General features: G+C 44.5%; 11 protein-coding genes and 5 pseudogenes. 12 read left to right on the top strand and 4 right to left on the bottom strand.

The window, feature by feature from the left end:
* Positions 1-102: 102 nt before the first annotated feature.
* The 9 genes and pseudogenes from AC0L66_RS07455 (at position 103) to AC0L66_RS07415 (ending at position 9635) form a co-directional block, all read left to right on the top strand.
* Positions 103-785 (top strand): annotated as a pseudogene (locus AC0L66_RS07455) (Rossmann-fold NAD(P)-binding domain-containing protein).
* A 159-nt stretch (positions 786-944) separates the two neighbouring features.
* A complete protein-coding gene (locus AC0L66_RS07450; RefSeq protein ID WP_473568939.1) occupies positions 945-2315 on the top strand; it encodes an L-cystine transporter in 1371 nt (456 codons plus the stop codon).
* A gap of 407 nt (positions 2316-2722) precedes the next feature.
* A pseudogene (locus AC0L66_RS07445) lies at positions 2723-4956 on the top strand (FUSC family protein).
* 10 nt (positions 4957-4966) lie between these two features.
* Complete coding sequence (locus tag AC0L66_RS07440; RefSeq protein ID WP_473568937.1) at positions 4967-6526, top strand: TolC family protein; 1560 nt, start codon at positions 4967-4969, stop codon at positions 6524-6526.
* On the top strand, positions 6526-6657 hold the full coding sequence (locus AC0L66_RS07435) for a hypothetical protein (protein WP_473568936.1): 132 nt from the start codon (positions 6526-6528) through the stop codon (positions 6655-6657). The genes AC0L66_RS07440 and AC0L66_RS07435 overlap by 1 nt, the downstream gene beginning before the upstream one ends.
* Positions 6657-6860 carry a DUF1656 domain-containing protein gene (locus tag AC0L66_RS07430; protein ID WP_473568934.1) on the top strand — a complete coding sequence of 68 codons (204 nt, stop codon included), beginning with the start codon at positions 6657-6659 and terminating at the stop codon, positions 6858-6860. Before AC0L66_RS07435 ends, AC0L66_RS07430 begins: the two co-directional genes overlap by 1 nt.
* Before the next feature lie 25 nt (positions 6861-6885).
* Positions 6886-7805: pseudogene (locus AC0L66_RS07425) on the top strand (HlyD family secretion protein).
* A gap of 19 nt (positions 7806-7824) precedes the next feature.
* On the top strand, positions 7825-8517 hold the full coding sequence (locus tag AC0L66_RS07420; RefSeq protein ID WP_265673549.1) for a potassium channel family protein: 693 nt from the start codon (positions 7825-7827) through the stop codon (positions 8515-8517).
* A pseudogene (locus AC0L66_RS07415) lies at positions 8510-9635 on the top strand (AI-2E family transporter). The gene AC0L66_RS07420 and the pseudogene AC0L66_RS07415 overlap by 8 nt, the downstream one beginning before the upstream one ends.
* Before the next feature lie 178 nt (positions 9636-9813).
* Here AC0L66_RS07415 and trhO read toward each other — a convergent pair.
* The 4 genes and pseudogenes from trhO to AC0L66_RS07395 form a co-directional block, all read right to left on the bottom strand.
* Complete coding sequence (trhO, locus tag AC0L66_RS07410) at positions 9814-10794, bottom strand: oxygen-dependent tRNA uridine(34) hydroxylase TrhO (RefSeq protein WP_473568932.1); 981 nt, start codon at positions 10792-10794, stop codon at positions 9814-9816.
* Between the two features lie 159 nt (positions 10795-10953).
* Complete coding sequence (locus tag AC0L66_RS07405) at positions 10954-11565, bottom strand: LysE family translocator (RefSeq protein ID WP_265673546.1); 612 nt, start codon at positions 11563-11565, stop codon at positions 10954-10956.
* Positions 11566-12065: 500 nt separating this feature from the next.
* Positions 12066-12567: pseudogene (locus AC0L66_RS07400) on the bottom strand (DUF3299 domain-containing protein).
* A 198-nt stretch (positions 12568-12765) separates the two neighbouring features.
* Positions 12766-14112, bottom strand: coding sequence for a metal-dependent hydrolase family protein (locus tag AC0L66_RS07395; RefSeq protein ID WP_473568930.1), 1347 nt, complete (start codon positions 14110-14112; stop codon positions 12766-12768).
* A gap of 305 nt (positions 14113-14417) precedes the next feature.
* Between AC0L66_RS07395 and AC0L66_RS07390 the strand changes: the two genes are divergently transcribed.
* The 3 genes from AC0L66_RS07390 (at position 14418) to AC0L66_RS07380 (ending at position 17330) form a co-directional block, all read left to right on the top strand.
* On the top strand, positions 14418-15368 hold the full coding sequence (locus tag AC0L66_RS07390; protein ID WP_473568928.1) for an AraC family transcriptional regulator: 951 nt from the start codon (positions 14418-14420) through the stop codon (positions 15366-15368).
* A 500-nt stretch (positions 15369-15868) separates the two neighbouring features.
* Positions 15869-16699, top strand: a complete 831-nt coding sequence (locus tag AC0L66_RS07385; RefSeq protein WP_473568926.1) for a DUF1800 family protein — start codon at positions 15869-15871, stop codon at positions 16697-16699.
* On the top strand, positions 16590-17330 hold the full coding sequence (locus tag AC0L66_RS07380; protein ID WP_473568924.1) for a DUF1800 family protein: 741 nt from the start codon (positions 16590-16592) through the stop codon (positions 17328-17330). The genes AC0L66_RS07385 and AC0L66_RS07380 overlap by 110 nt, the downstream gene beginning before the upstream one ends.
* Positions 17331-17342: the final 12 nt, after the last annotated feature.

Genomic DNA, 17342 nt, shown 5'->3' with positions numbered 1-17342 from the left:
AACCGAATTAACTGATTATTTCGAGCTAATTTAGCTTTAATCACAGCATGATAACGAAATGTTCTCTATAGTCCCTGATAGTTTTTATCTAGGGACTTTTTTATGGCTCAACATTTCAACGTAATGATTGCGGGCGCATCAGGCTTGGTCGGTAGCAACCTATTAACCCTACTTGAACAGACTTCTCATATACAGTCCGTTTACGCCCTTTGCCGTTCACCAATCGAAACCCATTCCGATAAGATCACAATACTTTTAGATGGTGCCCTTCGCATCACCGACTCTGATGGGCTTAACCCACCACCAACATTAGGGTTTATTTGCCTAGGCACTACCGTAAAACAAGCAGGAAGCAAAGCCGCCTTAGAAAAAATTGATTATGAATTGGTGTGTGATGTCGCCCAAACCATGAAAATGGTGGGTATTACACACATTGCCGTCGTGTCTAGCCTCGGCGCATCACCACGTTCACTCTCCCATTACCTTAAATGTAAAGGTCGCGTAGAAAAACGAATCAATAGCATGGGCTTTCAACGAGTTGTCTTTGTTAGGCCTGGTCCGCTCGCCGGAAGAAAAAAGACATCCGACCTGACGAAAGCGCTGTACAAAGTTTATTCAAAGTCATTAATCCACTCATGGTGGGTCCGTTAAGAAAGTTCGCTCCAATCTCGGCAGAGTCTGTGGCAAAGGCCATGCTTTACAGTTTGATAAACCAAGACGAGTCCCAATGTACGGTCTATGATTCTGCCAACATGCGTGACATGCTCGCAAAATATAATCGTTAAATGTGATTATCTCTTTTTGATATAACGATTCGCTCTAACTAATGACGTTTATTTATTGTTAACGATTACACTAGATCGGTAACTTAGCGCGTTCGAATCCTAAACCCTATTTATAAAAGGGTTTTATAAAAGCTAAAATATAGATAAAGGACGCTTATTATGTCAGTCGCTGTTATCGCCTCACTCGCGGTATTTTTGGGCATACTTTTTTTCTTGTATGGACAACAACAAAAAGAGAACACACTTTCACGCTTAGTATTATTTGGTCTTGTATTGGGTAGTGCCTTCGGTTTAGCCCTTCAACTGGTATTTGGTGAAGGCAACGAAGCAATTCCTGCCACGCTAGAATGGGTGAATGTCGTCGGCCGCGGCTATGTCGGCTTACTAAAAATGGTGATTATGCCATTAGTGCTAGTCTCCATGATTGCAGCCGTAGTGAAGCTTGAAAAAGGCGGTTCACTAGGCAAAATAAGCGGCTTAACGATCTCTGTCCTACTGATTACTACCGCAATTTCTGCCGTGGTTGGTATTGCGGTCACTCAAGTGTTTGGCTTAAGCGCTGAAGGGTTAACAGAAGGGGCTCGTGAAACCGCACGTATCGCGGTGTTAGAAAACAGAATCGACCGTGTCACCGATCTCAGCATTCCTCAAATGCTCGTCAGCTTTATTCCAACCAATCCATTTGCTGACCTTACCGGTTCTCGCTCTACTTCTATCATTGCGGTCGTCATCTTTGGTGTTCTTACTGGTATTGCCGCTCGCAAAGTCATGGCAGAGAAAGAAGAACTCGAGTCTCCTATCCGCACGTTTGTTGAAGCGACTCAATCGGTTGTTATGCGACTGGTCAAAATGATTATGGCGCTGACGCCCTACGGTATCGCAGCCCTAATGGCTAAGGTTGTGGCGACATCCAACGCCGGCGATATCTTGAGCTTACTTGGGTTTATCGTTGCTTCTTATGTTGCGATTCTACTCATGTTTGTGGTTCACGGTGTATTGGTTTCACTGGTTGGCGTTAGCCCAAAGGAATACTTCCAAAAAATCTGGCCAGTGCTTACGTTTGCGTTCTCATCTCGTAGCTCTGCGGCCACTATTCCACTTAATGTTGAAGCGCAAGTAACTAAACTCAACGTACCGCCAGCCATTGCTAACCTTTCGGCTTCATTTGGTGCCACTATTGGTCAAAATGGCTGTGCGGGTATTTATCCAGCGATGCTAGCTGTAATGGTTGCGCCAACGGTCGGTATTGACCCAATGGACATCAACTTCATTTTGTCACTGATTGCTATTATTACCGTTAGTTCATTTGGTATCGCTGGTGTCGGTGGTGGTGCAACGTTCGCTGCATTGATTGTGCTTCCTGCAATGGGTTTACCAGTGACCATTGCCGCGCTATTGATTTCTATCGAACCACTTATCGATATGGCTCGTACTGCGCTAAATGTATCTGGCGCGATGACGGCAGGCACAATTACCAGCCGTATTCTCAAAAGAAAAGAAGCGAAAGCGTTAAAACAGGCCAACGCTTAGTTTATCCCTGATTAAGCGGTGCTCATGCACCGCTTAAATCTTTCAATCGTCGTCATTGATTTCCTACCTTCCCTTGTCCTTATTACCTTCCTTAGCCCTTATCATCACCTTTATACTAATCCACATTAACATCGCGCCTAAAACACCAAAAATGATAATTAATACAATAATTTTCAAACACCTAGTGAAATAGTGTCTATACTTTCTGTTATTAGAAACAGCAGAATTCTTGCTTTAGAAATAAACAGAAGATAGACGGCTAGCCACACTAAATGAGGCACTATCTACAAGCAGTACTAGCCTTCCAATCCGGCTTGTACTGCTATCAGGGATAACCCTGCGCTCAAAGGCAATACCGCTTTCAAGGGCTAATCCTGCTATTAAGGACAATACTGTTATCAAGGATGATGAACAACAAAACTCTTTTTGCGCTTAAAGTCGCAGTCAGCCTAACGCTGGCTTACCTCATCCCCTTCGCACTGGGTTGGCCGCAAGCCTCTACAGCCGCAACGACGGTCATGCTGATTGCGTGTACGGGTGGACAGCGCGAATCGTTAGAAAAAGGGACCCTACGTGTTTTAGGTACTATTGTCGGAGCCGTCATCGGGCTGCTGTTAGTTGGGCTGTTTGCACAAGATCGCTTGCTGTATATGTTCTGCGTCTCTATCGTGGTCGCATTGATTTTTTACCTTCGCAACGCCTACCAAAAAGATCCGACATTATTCATGCTAACGGGTGTTATGACACTCATGATGTCTAATGGCGGCGATGCCAACGGGGCATTTCTTTATGGCGTCGACCGTGCTCACATGACCATTTTTGGCGTGGTGATTTATACGCTCGTTGGCACCTATTTGTTTCCCTATAAAGTCGAACAGAACCTTCAAGCGTTAACTCAGGATGTCCTGCAGGCACAACGTCAACTATTTACCTCCGTTATCACGCTCCTTCGCGAGCATAATCAAGCGCACCGCACAAACGAAACTGCCGTTCATACGTTAGAAAATAAAGGCATCAATGACAACGAACTCGATGGCGATACCGCAGACTTAGCCGCTGTTAAGAAAAAAATTGATGTACAAGTGACCGCGCTCTTCAACGCCCAAAATATACTGGAGCAACGGTTTTCCAGCGCCAGCAAAGAAAGCAGTGACGTCGCCGCTTACCTCACAGAATGGCAACTCACCCTCCATTATACCAAAAAAATTACGCAGTTATTGATCACGGTCTCTCATGGTTACTTTCACCATGGCAACACACAAGCGCTATTGAAGAACTACGATTCATTCGTAGAAACTATCGACTCACTTTTCCAGCGCTGCCAGGATGTATGGGGAGAAACTGGGGCAACCTATCGCGCTACGGAAACTCAGATCCAGTTAAATGAGAAACAACTCGATGCAGCGGCTCATCTCGATAAAGCGACAACACTTACTTTGGTTTACGCCATGAACCAGCTTCAACGCCAGCTGTCTCGCCTAGCTGAAACCATCAGCTGTATTGACTCCATCACCAAACGAGTATCCTTTAAAGAAAAGCTTCAACCCGCTCCGAGTACCTTTGTGTGGTGGGATTGTGAAAACTTTAAGACAGCCATCAAAGTCTTTACTACTTACTGGCTATCAAGCGTCATTTGGATTTTTTTCAATCCTCCAGGTGGTTACAGCTTCGTCATTTTTTCGACCATTTTCATGTCGCTACTGTCGTTTATGCTTAGGTACACCCTAAACTGCTTGCCGTGCTCTTCACCTTTGGGTTTATTTTCTCTGTCCCCGCTTACGTTTTCGTTCTCCCACAATTAGAGCTGGGTATTGAATTAGCGCTATTTCTGTTTATCTATACCTTTATTGGCTTTTACTTATTCAAGGGTCCTATCACAATATTTTTTATGCTGGGGCTATTTACCTTGGGCATCAATAACACGATGACGTATCACTTTGGCATCATCATGACGATTATGATGCTGTTTTACTTGGTCGTAATGATGATCGTGTTCTCTCACTACTTTCCGTTCTCATCTAAAGCCGAACACCTGTTTCTCACAGTGCGAGAGCGGCTGTTTCGCCATCAACTGCAGCTTGTTACCCGCCTGCAATCCCCTTCCCCTTCTTGGTTGGACAGGCTGGCGATTCCTCTTCACGCCAAAACCATGAATATTTCTGCCAAGAAACAAGCTCTGTGGGCGAGTAAAATCGACGTCAGTTACTTTTCAAAAAACACCACATCGTCGCTGATTGGTTACACCAAAGCTTGCCAAACCTTGGTCGATCACACTAACAACCTATTATTAGCTCAAGCGGCACTGAAAAATAACCCACTTATCGCTAAGTTGAGGACAGAAAGTCAGGACACGGTTATCCCTAGACTCATTCAATTACATGCGAATCATGCTGATACATCGTACGAACATAGCCAAGAGAGGGCGCGAGTCTTCTCGTCACTTAATGATGAATACGACAAAGCGGAATCAGCTATTGAATCATTTTTTCAAAGCTTAAACTTAGACGATTACAGCCAAAATGATATTGCTCGTTTCTATATATTTCTCAATTTAAAGCGCAATATTTTTGAAACACTAATACAAGTGGACCACGCCAGTCAGGCATTGGCATTCGACAACCTCAAACAGCATCGATTTTAAGGATGGGACGATGAATTTACCTAATCTTCGCTCCTGTAGCGTGGCTATAACGACAATATTACTATCAGCCTGTACCACAGTCGGGCCCGACTTCCAGCAGCAACATGAATCGGTCGTTTTGCCAAGCCAGTGGGAGCAAGAGCAAGCCCGTACAGACAGTCAGGCAATGGCACTTTGGTGGCAACAATTTAACGACCCTATACTCAATACTCTGGTTACTCGAGCCTCTCAGCAAAACCTCGATGTCGAAGCCGCGGGTCTACGCATTTTGCAAGCCCGCTCCGTACTCGGTATTGCCGACGGGTTTCGCTACCCTCAAGTCCAAACTGCCTCAGGAAATCTGGCTTTCGCCTACCAAAACGACCAATCATTTACCAACGCCGCACTCACATTCGATGCTGGCTGGGAAATGGACGTCTGGGGAAAATACGCGCGAGGAATTGAATCGGCGCAAGCGGGTTATTACGCTTCCGTCGCCTCCTATAACGATATACTGGTGACCATTACATCGGAAGTCGCCCGTAATTATATCAACTATCGAACATTCCAAGAACGCATTCTATTATCGCAGCGCAACATTGAAATCCAGCAACGTGTGGTCAATATTACTCGGGTTCAATTTGAATCTGGGAATGTCACCGAACTCGACGTTCAACAGGCTCAAAACCAACTTTTCACCACAATGGCCGCACTTCCTAGTCTAAAAATTGCGATGCTACAGGCTAAGAATGCGCTCGCTGTGTTGCTCGGCACCTTACCTGAACAAATAGAACCCATGCTGCACAATCAGATAGAAGACACCATTACTCGCGGTGAACAACAATTTCAGTCCACCGGGAAAAAAGTCTCGGCACGTGAAAGTGATGCCCTCTCTATGGTTCCCAAAGCACCGCCTCTTGATCTAAGCATTGATGCCAGTTTGGTGTTAAGGCGACCTGATTTACAAGTGGCTGAACGACAAGCACACGCTCAGAGTGCTCAAATTGGTGTCGCGGAAGCGGCACTTTACCCGAGCTTTTCGCTATTTGGCTCTATTGGCGTTAATAGCACAACACCAACAGGAAACAGCTTTAGTTTTAGCGACTCTCTGATGCTGGTGGTAGGTCCAACCTTTAGTTGGAATATTTTCCAGTACGGCCGAATTAAAAATAATGTCCGCTTTGAAGATGCGCGCTTCCAAGAAACCCTGACCAACTACAATAAAAAAGTGCTACAAGCGGTGCAAGAAGTCACCAATGCACTTGATGCGTATCAGTTGTACCAAGAGCAACAAGGGTTACGCTTACAATCTGTCGACGCATCGATCCGTGCCTTTAATATTTCGATGACGCAATATGAAAATGGTCAAATTTCCTTTGAACGTTTGCTTAGCTCACTAGAAAAAATGACTCGCAGCGAAGACAGCTACGCGCAAATCAAAGGTAACGTCGCCAATCAAGTGGTTGCCCTCTACAAATCCTTAGGCGGCGGCTGGCAAGTGAATTCGGGGAAAGCCTTCATCTCCAACGATCTCATTGAAACCATGAATCAACGCTCTGATTGGGGGGGACGTTATCAAAAGAATCGGTGATGCTACCTTCAAACACACAATCCGTAGAGTCAGTAAACAACACCAATACAGCGGATAATGCTGGGACAGCCTCCGCTCCAAAAGAGATATCTCCTCAGCCTTCTGCGACTAAACCCAAGGAGCAACCCTAATGCCTCACGAGCTTGCATGGGGGGACATTTACTTCTCCCCACTATTAGTGGTTATCCTGTTGGCACTCGTGGCAACGTGGGTAACCGTCATCGTATTGAACAAAACAAAACTGTCTCGTTTTGTCGCTTTCCCATCCCTGACATTTTTAGCATTGCTGGTGATGTATGTCGTGGCGATTGATAGTTTTTACTTAAGGTTTTAGGTCAAATAAGGTTCTAGGTCTAATTATGAAAAAAACAGTGATTGTAATCGTGAACCTGGTGGTCATCATTGGCGCCATTTGGATTGGGTATACCAAGTTTGAAGAGTATTTCAATAACCCTTGGACACGAGATGGTCAAGTCAGAGCCAATGTTATCAAGGTCGCCCCTCGCGTATCTGGCCCGATTATTCACGTCGCGATACGCGATAACCAATCCGTATCAAAAGGGGATCTGTTATTTGAAATTGATGACGAACCCTACAGGGTGACACTGTCACAATCCGAGGTCGCATTGCAGAAAGCCATCGTGAGTGCTAGAGGCAAAAAAATAGAATATGACCGACTACTCGACATCCGAAAGAAAGATAAAGGTGCTGTATCGCATAAAGATCTCACTCGTCGTGAGATCGCGTATGAGGAAGCTCTGCTGCACATCAAGTCATCTGAAGAAAATGTCCGCTCTGCTAAGCTTAACCTGAGTTACACCAAAGTATACGCCAGTGTTGATGGGCTCATTTCAAACTTAGATATTCGAGACGGAACCCAAGCGGTCGCCAATCAACCCCTTGTTGCGCTTATCGACCAAAACAGCTTCTGGGTATTTGGCTTTTTCCGAGAAAATCAGCTCAGCAACATTCAACCGGGCGACGAGGCAAAAGTGACACTTATGTCCCACCCAGATACCGCCATTACCGCCACTGTAGACTCTATTGGTTGGGGTATTGCTCCCACCAATGGCACGGTGGGTTACAACTTACTCCCCAACGTAAACCCTGTATTTCAATGGATTCGTTTAGCACAAAGAATACTTGAGTCAGAATCACCTTTAACGACCTGCCGGACGGCATTGAATTGCGATTTGGGCTGAGTGCATCCGTCATGGTGATGCAAGACACCAACAACACTGACCAAGTCGATGGTAGAAATAATCACTCGTCGAACTAAATTATCACAGGAATAAGCCATGCAAAGAAAACTCGGGCGACGGATAAAGAAGATTAACGACAGCAATAATTTTTTCTATCTTACTCTGTCTTTGATTGCGCTGTTAATTAGTGGCTCCTTGGCAGAGGTGGTTGGTGAAGGCGTCATCGACCATATATTACAAGGCTTCATTATTTGGACCTTTATTGTCTGTCTTGCGAGCCTTCGGTTTGACCGAAAATGGTTTCACTTTCTCGCGTCCCTTACGGCAGTTTGGGTTGCTGTTTTCATCTTGAAAAGCGTGCTCAATATTCAGCAAATGGATGTGGTAATGCTGGCGCTGACCTTCGCTTTTTTCTTCGCTACTTTTCAGTCAACAGCGAAGCAAGTTCTGTTTCATGGCAATGTGAATGCCAATAAAGTGATAGGGTCTATCGCTTTATTTCTGTTACTTGGGCTAATGTGGGCTATCGTTTATTTATTGATCCTTGAGTTTTCGCCTAGCGCGTTTACTGGAATGGAATCGCTAACGTGGGGAGATAATTTTTCAAACGCAGCGTATTTTAGTTTTGTCACATTAACAACGTTGGGGTATGGCGACATCAGTCCCGTCACCCCATTCGCGCAAGTTGTCGTCTATTTAGAAGCAATCACGGGCGTATTTTATATGGCTATTGTGGTATCAAGTTTAGTGAGTGCTAACATCGAGCACAGGGAAGATAAAAATGGATAAACAAATCGAGCAACGTCAAAGCAAACTCTTCATTAACAATATGGTCGAGTCCGCGATCAGAATCGGGCTACTGATTCTATTAATCAACTTTACTTACGGTATTATCAAGCCATTTATCATACCCGTTTTATGGGGTGCTATCATAGCTGTCGCATTATTACCGTTAACGAAACGGCTCGAAAAAACGTACGGCGGAAAACGTGGATTAGCCGCAACGACCGTCGCTCTCATTGGGATTGGGATACTCGTGGTTCCTTTCGCGCTCGTCTCTGGCTCCTTGTATGAAGGGGTCGCCCACACCACGGAAGTGCTTCAAAGTGGTGAAATCAAAATACCGGGGCCAACGGCTAAAATCGCCGAAATCCCCGTCATTGGCGACAAGCTCTACAGTATATGGAATCTGTTTTCGACCAATTTAGAGAAAGGCATTCAACAATTCTTACCTGAGATTAAAGGGTTTTTAGGTGCGATTGCCTCAATATTAGGCGGGGCACTGACAAGCTTGGTGATGTTTATTATTTCCCTCGCGATTGCTGGTGGCTTCATGGCACACGCTGAAAAAATCTCCGGGGCACTAGAAACCGTTGCAGTCAGAGCCGTTGGGAAAAAAGCCGAGCAATGGGCCAACCTAATGGCGGCGACCATTCGCAGTGTATTACTCGGGGTTGTGGGTGTGGCGTTTATTCAGGCCGTGATCATTGGTGCTGCGATGTTTGTCTTTAAAGTGCCAGCAGCAGGTTTCCTCACGCTTACCATCCTTATTTTGTGTATTGCTCAGCTACCTGCTCTTCTTATCGTCGCCCCTGTGATCTTTTATGTCTATTCGACTGGCGATGGCACCAGTACGACGCTCTTTACTATCTGGGCCTTGGCGGGTGGATTATCGGATAACTTCCTAAAACCTATGTTGATGGGCCGTGGTGTCGACGTGCCAATGCTTGGTGATTTTGATTGGTGCCATTGGCGGTATGTTATTTGCGGGGATTATTGGTTTGTTCTTGGGGGCGATCGTGCTCGCCATTTGGTATGAGCTCTTCCTATTTTGGCTAAATTACGAAGTAGCAGAAGAAAGTAAACCAGAGGTCACAGAAGACTCATCCCCTCAAGAGCCTTCTTAGCCTTGAGCTAACCGACTGAATGCATGCCTCATTGATAGTAAAGTGACGGGCATCGTATAACAAAAAGGGAGCAAGACCACCGTCTCGCTCCCTTTTTGTTGAGTATGACACACGCTCAATTGACTCGTTAATAGGAGCTCAATTTAGCCATTAACAACGATCAATGGCTTTATTTGGCTTACTTTCCCGAGCGTTGCTGAGCTTTCATCGCGCGCTTTTGTTTTTTACGCTGCTCGATGAGTTGTGCCGCTTCCCCACCAACGTGAGTTTCGCCCCGCGCATTGGAAAGTTGAACCTGCTTCTCTCGCTCACGGAAACGCGCTTTTTGCTCGTCGCTGTGTTTATCGACACACTTGGGGCAGCTCACCCCTTTTTCAAAGTGCTCCGACGCTTCATCTTCGATGGTAATCGGTAAGCGACAGGCGTTACAGACATCATAACCACTTTTTTCTAGTTGGTGATTCACGGCAACACGTCCGTCGAACACGTAGCAGTCGCCTTCCCACATACTGTCTTGTTCAGGCACATCTTCTAAATACTTAAGAATACCGCCTTCGAGATGATAGACTTCTTCAAAGCCTTGCTCTTTCATATACGCGGTGGATTTTTCGCAACGGATCCCTCCCGTGCAGAACATCGCCACTTTCTTGTGTTTTGTGGGGTCTAGGTTATCAGCAACGTATTGAGGGAACTCCCTAAACGTTTCCGTATTTGGGTTAACGGCATTTTTGAAAGTACCAATATCCACTTCATAGTCATTGCGAGTATCCACCAGCAAAACGTCTGGATCAGAAATCAGTTCATTCCAATCTTTCGGTTTTACATAGGTACCCACGACATTGAGCGGATCAATCCCTTCCACGCCCATCGTCACGATTTCTTTCTTCAGTTTCACTTTCGTGCGGTTAAACGGCTGCGTGTCACTAAACGACTCTTTATACACGACATCCTTTAATCGAGAATCTTGTTGAAACCAATGGAGCAACGCGTTGATTGATTCTCGTTTGCCTGCAACGGTGCCATTAATGCCTTCGCTCGCAAGCAATAGCGTACCGCGAATAGCATTATTAGTAAGGATTTCAGTGAGAGGCTGGCGAATATCTTGGTAGTCTTTAAGAGTGACAAACTTATATAACGCACATACAACATATTGAGACATGGTTCTTCCTTCTGCGAGCTGGAACGTAAATCCAGAGCGTCGTGCCGTGATCGGCTTGTTAATGTGACGCGAAGTATAACCAAGCATTACTATGACAAAAACCAACCAAAAATAGGGCTATATAACAGCATTAAGAGTAGGGTTTACGTGTCCACGTCGCTAGGTGATCTCCTGTGTGATCTCCACCAGCACAGGATAAACCGATAGCACCAGTAACCCCGACATGGCGAAATTAAACCACTTGCGGCGCGTTGGGCTATTGAGAATATTTTTCAGCAGTGACCCAAACGCCAACCATAGACCGACACATGGAAAGGAAACCACAAAAAACGTTGTGGCTATCATCATGTTCTGAGCAAGGAAACTCGTACCAGCGGTGGTAAACGCAGCAATTGCCCCAGTGGCAACCACCCATGCTTTAGCGTTGAACCATTGAAATATTGCACCTTTCATAAAGGATAAAGGCTGATTTTGATGGTCCGAATGAATGGAGGAAGAGGAGCTTGCAATCAGATAAGCGAGATATAGTAAGTAAAGCACCCCAACACACTTAATAATAAAATGTAGATTAGGGAATAGCTCAAAGAGTTGTGAAAATCCGACGCCCACCAGTAGCAGCATCATGGTAAAGCCAACGCAAATGCCAAAAAGCAGCGGTAAACTCTTCTTAACGCCAAAATTTACCCCCGACGTCATCACCATAATATTATTCGGTCCAGGCGTAACCGATGCTGACACCGCAAATAACGCAACCGTGAATACATAATCCATATATCGCTATCCTTGCATAATAGAAACGAGCTTAGATATGACATGGGGTCGTACAAAGATTAATCAACTAGGCAGACCTAAATGTGCGTTACTCGTAACCCTTCCGGCGAGTGGCTTGATTCAAGTCTACTCACCGCGTTCGCACAGTCACTTGGTAATTACGATGCGACAGAATCGCTTGGTGATCACAAGTCACTCCCGCACGCTTACACTCATTTTTGGACAAAACTTTGTCAGTGTATTGACTAAACTAGCAACTCACGGATAACTTTTTGTATCGTAAACAGCAGAACGACACCGTTTCAGAAGGTGCTATTCAGTCAGCATGAACGGTAGTAATGATCACTCAATAGGCAAAATAGTTTCCGGTTCGAATGGTCACATTTTTTTCAATGCGCTATTGGTGAACGGTTACGATCAAGGTGACGGCAAAAGTTTAATCAAGCTAGGACAGAAAACACTATCCAAACTATCTGCCCCTTTGCCCTTCACCAAAAGGATTATTCGTACACTTCAATCAGACTGCCATCAATGACATACGCGGTAGCTGCTAGCTCCGAACTGCTGCTTTCTGTCCTAAGCATGCCGACTACGTAAACCACATCCCAGATTTCAGATATTGCCACACCCTCTTTAAATCTCACTCGGATGATTTGATTTGGTGGCGGTGGTGGAATATGGATGCAGGCGCCAAAATAAGGTACCAACAAAAAATCCGTGACCCGTTCATCATCCCCCTCAAGCGGTATGACGAAGCTGAGCTATCTTAACCTCAGTTCCATTGAGCTCTTGGCGCACAGTATGTACTTCAGATTGTAGCGCCGCTCCACCCGTGTGATTAGTCATTACGTTTTGGGTTGGGATATTTCTTTCTTGCTCTGGTATCAAGTCTATCCAATGCAGCCTTTGTACATCTGTTTCAATGTTCGCAAGCACGATTTTTGGGGATAAGATGGTTAACATCAAAAATATTAGACTCAACAGTGTTTTTAAATGTTTCATATCGTTCACTATTCTTATTAATGTCTACACTCCTTTGTCGAACTCTATCCTTCCGGTGAATTTCCGCAAACTGAAGAAACGCTCACCAAATAATAAGGCATTATAATCACTCATTTGTCCAAGCTATTTGCTTATCATTATTCTAATAAAGAAAAATCAACAAACAACTCAGATAAATGCCACAATAGTTAAATATCGTTAATTGTTTGAAAGCGAATTTTTAAATATTTCTCCATCTTTCATAATTAATACAAAGTTCTTATCCGCATTAGCGACCAATTTAATATCTTCCAAAGGGTTACCATCAACTAAAACAAGGTCGGCTAGTGCACCTTCTTTTATTACGCCTAACTCTCCAGGATAGGGATCGCGAGGACCACTTAGTTTGAGAAGCTGAGCATTGTCATGCGTTGCCATTTTCAAGATTTCCCATGGTTCAAACCAAGGTGTTAGCTTAGTTAAGAACTTTCCTTGTTTGTTGGCGAGTGATGGGTCGAATAACATGTCGGTACCAAATGCAATCGGCACCCCGTATTTTTTAGCAAGCTCGATTCCTCGGGCTGTGCCTTTGGTCACCAATTTAAACTTCGCTTCTTGAAAAGAACCTGGAGGAAAAGGGATTGCATCTTCATCATCGAAGATTGGCTGCATACTCAACCACGCCCCTTTTTCTGCCATCATCTCAAAGGTCTCTTCTGAGAGAAGGTTGCCATGTTCGATACTCTTAACACCAGCTCTTAATGCAGTTTGTGCTCCTTTGTTAGTAAACACATGCACCATGACATAAGTATTCCAGCTTTCTGCTACGTCAACCGCAGCCTTGAATTCTTCATAAGTGTACTCAGCAACATCAATCGGGTCATAGCTTGAGGACACCCCGCCACCAGCTGCCAGTTTTATTTGGGTGGCACCAAGTCTCAACTGCTCTCGTACTCTCTTAGTCACTTCAGGCACACCATCAGCAACAATAGCAAGGCTGTTGCGCTCTAAATAGTTTAACGGGTCAGTGCTATTGGCTGGCACATCATAACGTCCACGATAATCAAAATGTCCTGCGGTCTGACTAATTGGACCACCTGAAGGATAGATTCTCGGGCCATTGATCAAACCTTTGTCACTCGCTTGTTTGATAGCAAAAGGGTTTCCTCCTGCATCCCTAATCGTAGTAAACCCTCTCATTAAAGTTTTATTTGCACCATGAGAAGCAATAAGAGTCAAGTATCCAAAATCCGAGTTCATAAGCTCACTCATAGAGGCATTGGCAAACATCGTATGCCAATGGGCATCAATTAAGCCTGGTATTAATGTTTTACCCTTAGCATCAATAACGGTTGCATCTTCAGGAATAGATACCGTTTTACCAATTGATGTAATTTTATTTTCCTCCACTAATACACTAACGCCTTTTTGAAGATTTTCATTCTCACCATCAAATACATTTGCATTTGTTATTACTGTCGACGCGGCTTCTACCCCTATAGATGCCGCCAGTAAAGATAAGCTAAAGCAGAACTTAGCCATGTTAGTTTTTGTTGAATTTTTCATAATATCATTCTCTATTTTATAGCTTAATATTTCACAACCGAGGCTGGAATAAGCTACGCAACTAAACCATTCAAATACGCGATCATAAGAAAAATTTAAAACATCTTTAGATCTAGTAAATTAATCACAGATAATAAAAACCCGTTCTCAATGTTAATTATTATAAGGTAAGACCTAGATATTAAAATGTCACTTTACGCCAAAGTGTCTTATAATCAATACTGAATACGAAACTCTCTCTCATAATGATTACGTCGAGTATTTTGATAGAAGCTAAGTTCAGAAAATGGTAGAGATATGCGAATATGGAAAATATAAAAATTGCTCGAAACGCGATTTTTTATCATGTTTATCAAGCACTTTACGACTTCAATGTAAACGTTTCAGAAAAGTTGAATTACTCTCAAGTGAGCAAAGATACTTCCTGCGATGATGATTCTTGGGTACTGATAGATGATTTGGTTGCGGTCTTACAAGAACTCCCACATGAGAAACGTCTAGATATTCTTATTGAAGCGAGTAAAGCCTTTGATATTTCGCTAATTACCGATGAGCTGAACGAACAAAACAGACCAAGCACTCTTGGCCAAGCTTTAAACGTGTTGCTGCCCAAAATCCCTTACATAACGTCTCAAGCTAAGACTTGGTTAAGCTATGGAGAAGATCACAAGTGGTATCTTTGCCACGACAGCGGTTACTCCAACAAGAGTATTGGTAAAGCAGATTTTGATATCTATAGAAACCTACAACTTATCTCTTTTTGCAAACTCTATTTAGGCGCTGACTGGGAGCCTGATTTTATATGGGTCACGGGTAAAATTACGCCATCGCTCATCCAATCAAGATTGAACATTCAAGTTATTGCTGAGCATTCTTTTTCTGGGTTCTCTATCCCACTCTCTGAAGAGATCGAACCAACTAAGGACGGGAGCGATTGGTCTCTAAGTAAATCAATCTCACTGGTTCTCGAGAACTACCTGCTAGTGGAAAATATGTCTATACACTCTTTCTCACGACTCATCGGCATGAGCTCGCGAACTTTGCAAAGGCGGCTGTATTCCGAGCAGACCTCTTTCAGAGATCTGCTATTAGACTCTCGACTCAATCATGCCATAAAGCTATACAATACCACTCCTAAATTGAGCAGCGAAGGCATCGCTTTTCGCTGCGGGTATACTGATGTATCCAACTTTCGAAGAGCGTTTAAAAAACGCTTCGGAGTATCATTTAACCACTATGTCAACAGCAAAAGTTAACTCTTAATTTGCTGAGCTAAGCACAGTCTGTAGTACCGTCGTCCTATCAATGCCCGATAGCAGTCAATGCTTCTTCAATGTGAATTGAGTCTCCACACGAACTAGACTTTCGCGGCAACTAGTTAGGCAAACTCTGTCCTATAGTGGCAAAAAACAAGCTATCGCGATTGATATTCCCCTGCTTTTATAAACACATGACTGGTATTGCGAAAAGTAAGTCATATGATGCTTTGCTGAAGCGAGTTAAACAATCACGGTGTGACTTTGTGATCACCAAGAAATTCTGTACACACTGTGAGTAGACTCCTTGCTTCAAACGAATGACTAATTGTTGGGCTAGGCGGGTATACGTATAGTTTATATAACGATATGGCTTGGGTAACTTTGCTACCGCTTTGGCAAATTTGAACCCGTCGCACAGTTTATACTGGGTTAGATTGCTGCAAATCACGATCTTCGTTAGTGTGCGGCGACATCATCTACAGAATAAGGTTTCTGAGTTGTCTTCTGTTTTAAAGCGCTGTGCCTTCAAATTGACTGCATGCTTCCTTGGCCTTTCACTGCTTTCGGCATGTGGCGGAGAAGGCGATAGTGGTTCGGGCAATGTCCCCCCCGAGCCGATCCCCCTGACAAAAAATCAGCGTTATGATCTTCTCTATCGGTCAACATTTGGTCCTAAACCGGACTCCTATCAAGAACTCGCAACGTTAGGCTATGTCACTTGGCTCAATCAGCAGTTTTCTATGGCGCCAAGCTTGCACTTAATACGTCTTAACGAATACCCCCTAGAAGGCGCTGGCGACAGTTACAACCAATCGGATCGTGCGGCCGTGTGGTGGGATCTTAGCCTGAATGCCCCAGATCAACTCAGACAGCGAGTCGCATTTGCATTAAGTGAAATATTCGTAATTTCACGATATGGCGCTAGCTTAAATGGCCGAGCCCTAGAGATGACTGACTACTATGACATGCTTATCACTCATGCTTTTGGCAATTATCGTGATTTGATCGAATCAGTCACGCGTCATGCCGCGATGGGTGATTACTTGTCAATGATGGCGAACCAAAAGGCGGCGCCAGAGAGTAATCGCTACCCTGATGAAAACTATGCACGTGAAGTCATGCAGTTGTTTAGTATTGGGCTTTATGAACTCAACCCAGATGGCACCGAAAAACTTGATAGCCTAGGGCAGCGGATCCCAACCTACTCGCAAGACGACATTGAAAACCTTGCACGCGTGTTTGCTCGGTTGGCACATCGCCGAGAAAAACCAACCGAATTGGGGATCCAAAGACGGAAATTGGTTCTTACCTATGGTGGCGTATCCTGAGCGTCATGACGATGAAGAAAAAGTAGTGATGGGCGAGGTATTTGCACAAGGGCAAACCGCCGAACAGGATATGGCACAAGCCATGGATATGTTGCTGAATCACTCGAACACCGCTCCGTTGATCAGTAAGCATCTTATCCAAAGGTTGGTCACGTCGAATCCTTCGCCCGCTTATGTTGCAAGGGTTAGTGCACTATTTGCCGATAATGGTCAGGGAGTGAGAGGGGATCTTAAAGCGGTGATCCGCGGGGTTCTCACTGATAGCGAGGCACTGAGCGGCGGTGATCGTTCGCCTGTTAAGATGAAAGAGCCATTAATAGCGATGACCAATTTTTTCCGCGCCTTAGAGGCTAAATCCGCCGATCCTTCAGGGCGCTTCCATGACTCTATTAGCACGTTTGGGTCATATGGACAGTCGCCGCTTGGATCGCCGAGCGTGTTCAATTTTTCTCTCCAGATTACGCTCCAATTGGCGAGATTTCAGACGCCAATGACGTTGCACCAGAATTTGAGATACTCAGTTGGAACAACTTTATACTCACCAATAATCAGCTTTGGTCCGCAACTGGCCGAACCAATTATGAGGGCGAAGAGAACCCTAAGCGTATCGTCATTAATACCGCGCCTTTAGAAGCGATAGCCA

It is taken from the genome of Vibrio sp. GJ43-1, assembly GCF_055808835.1.
This window is presented reverse-complemented; position numbering and strand designations above follow the sequence as displayed.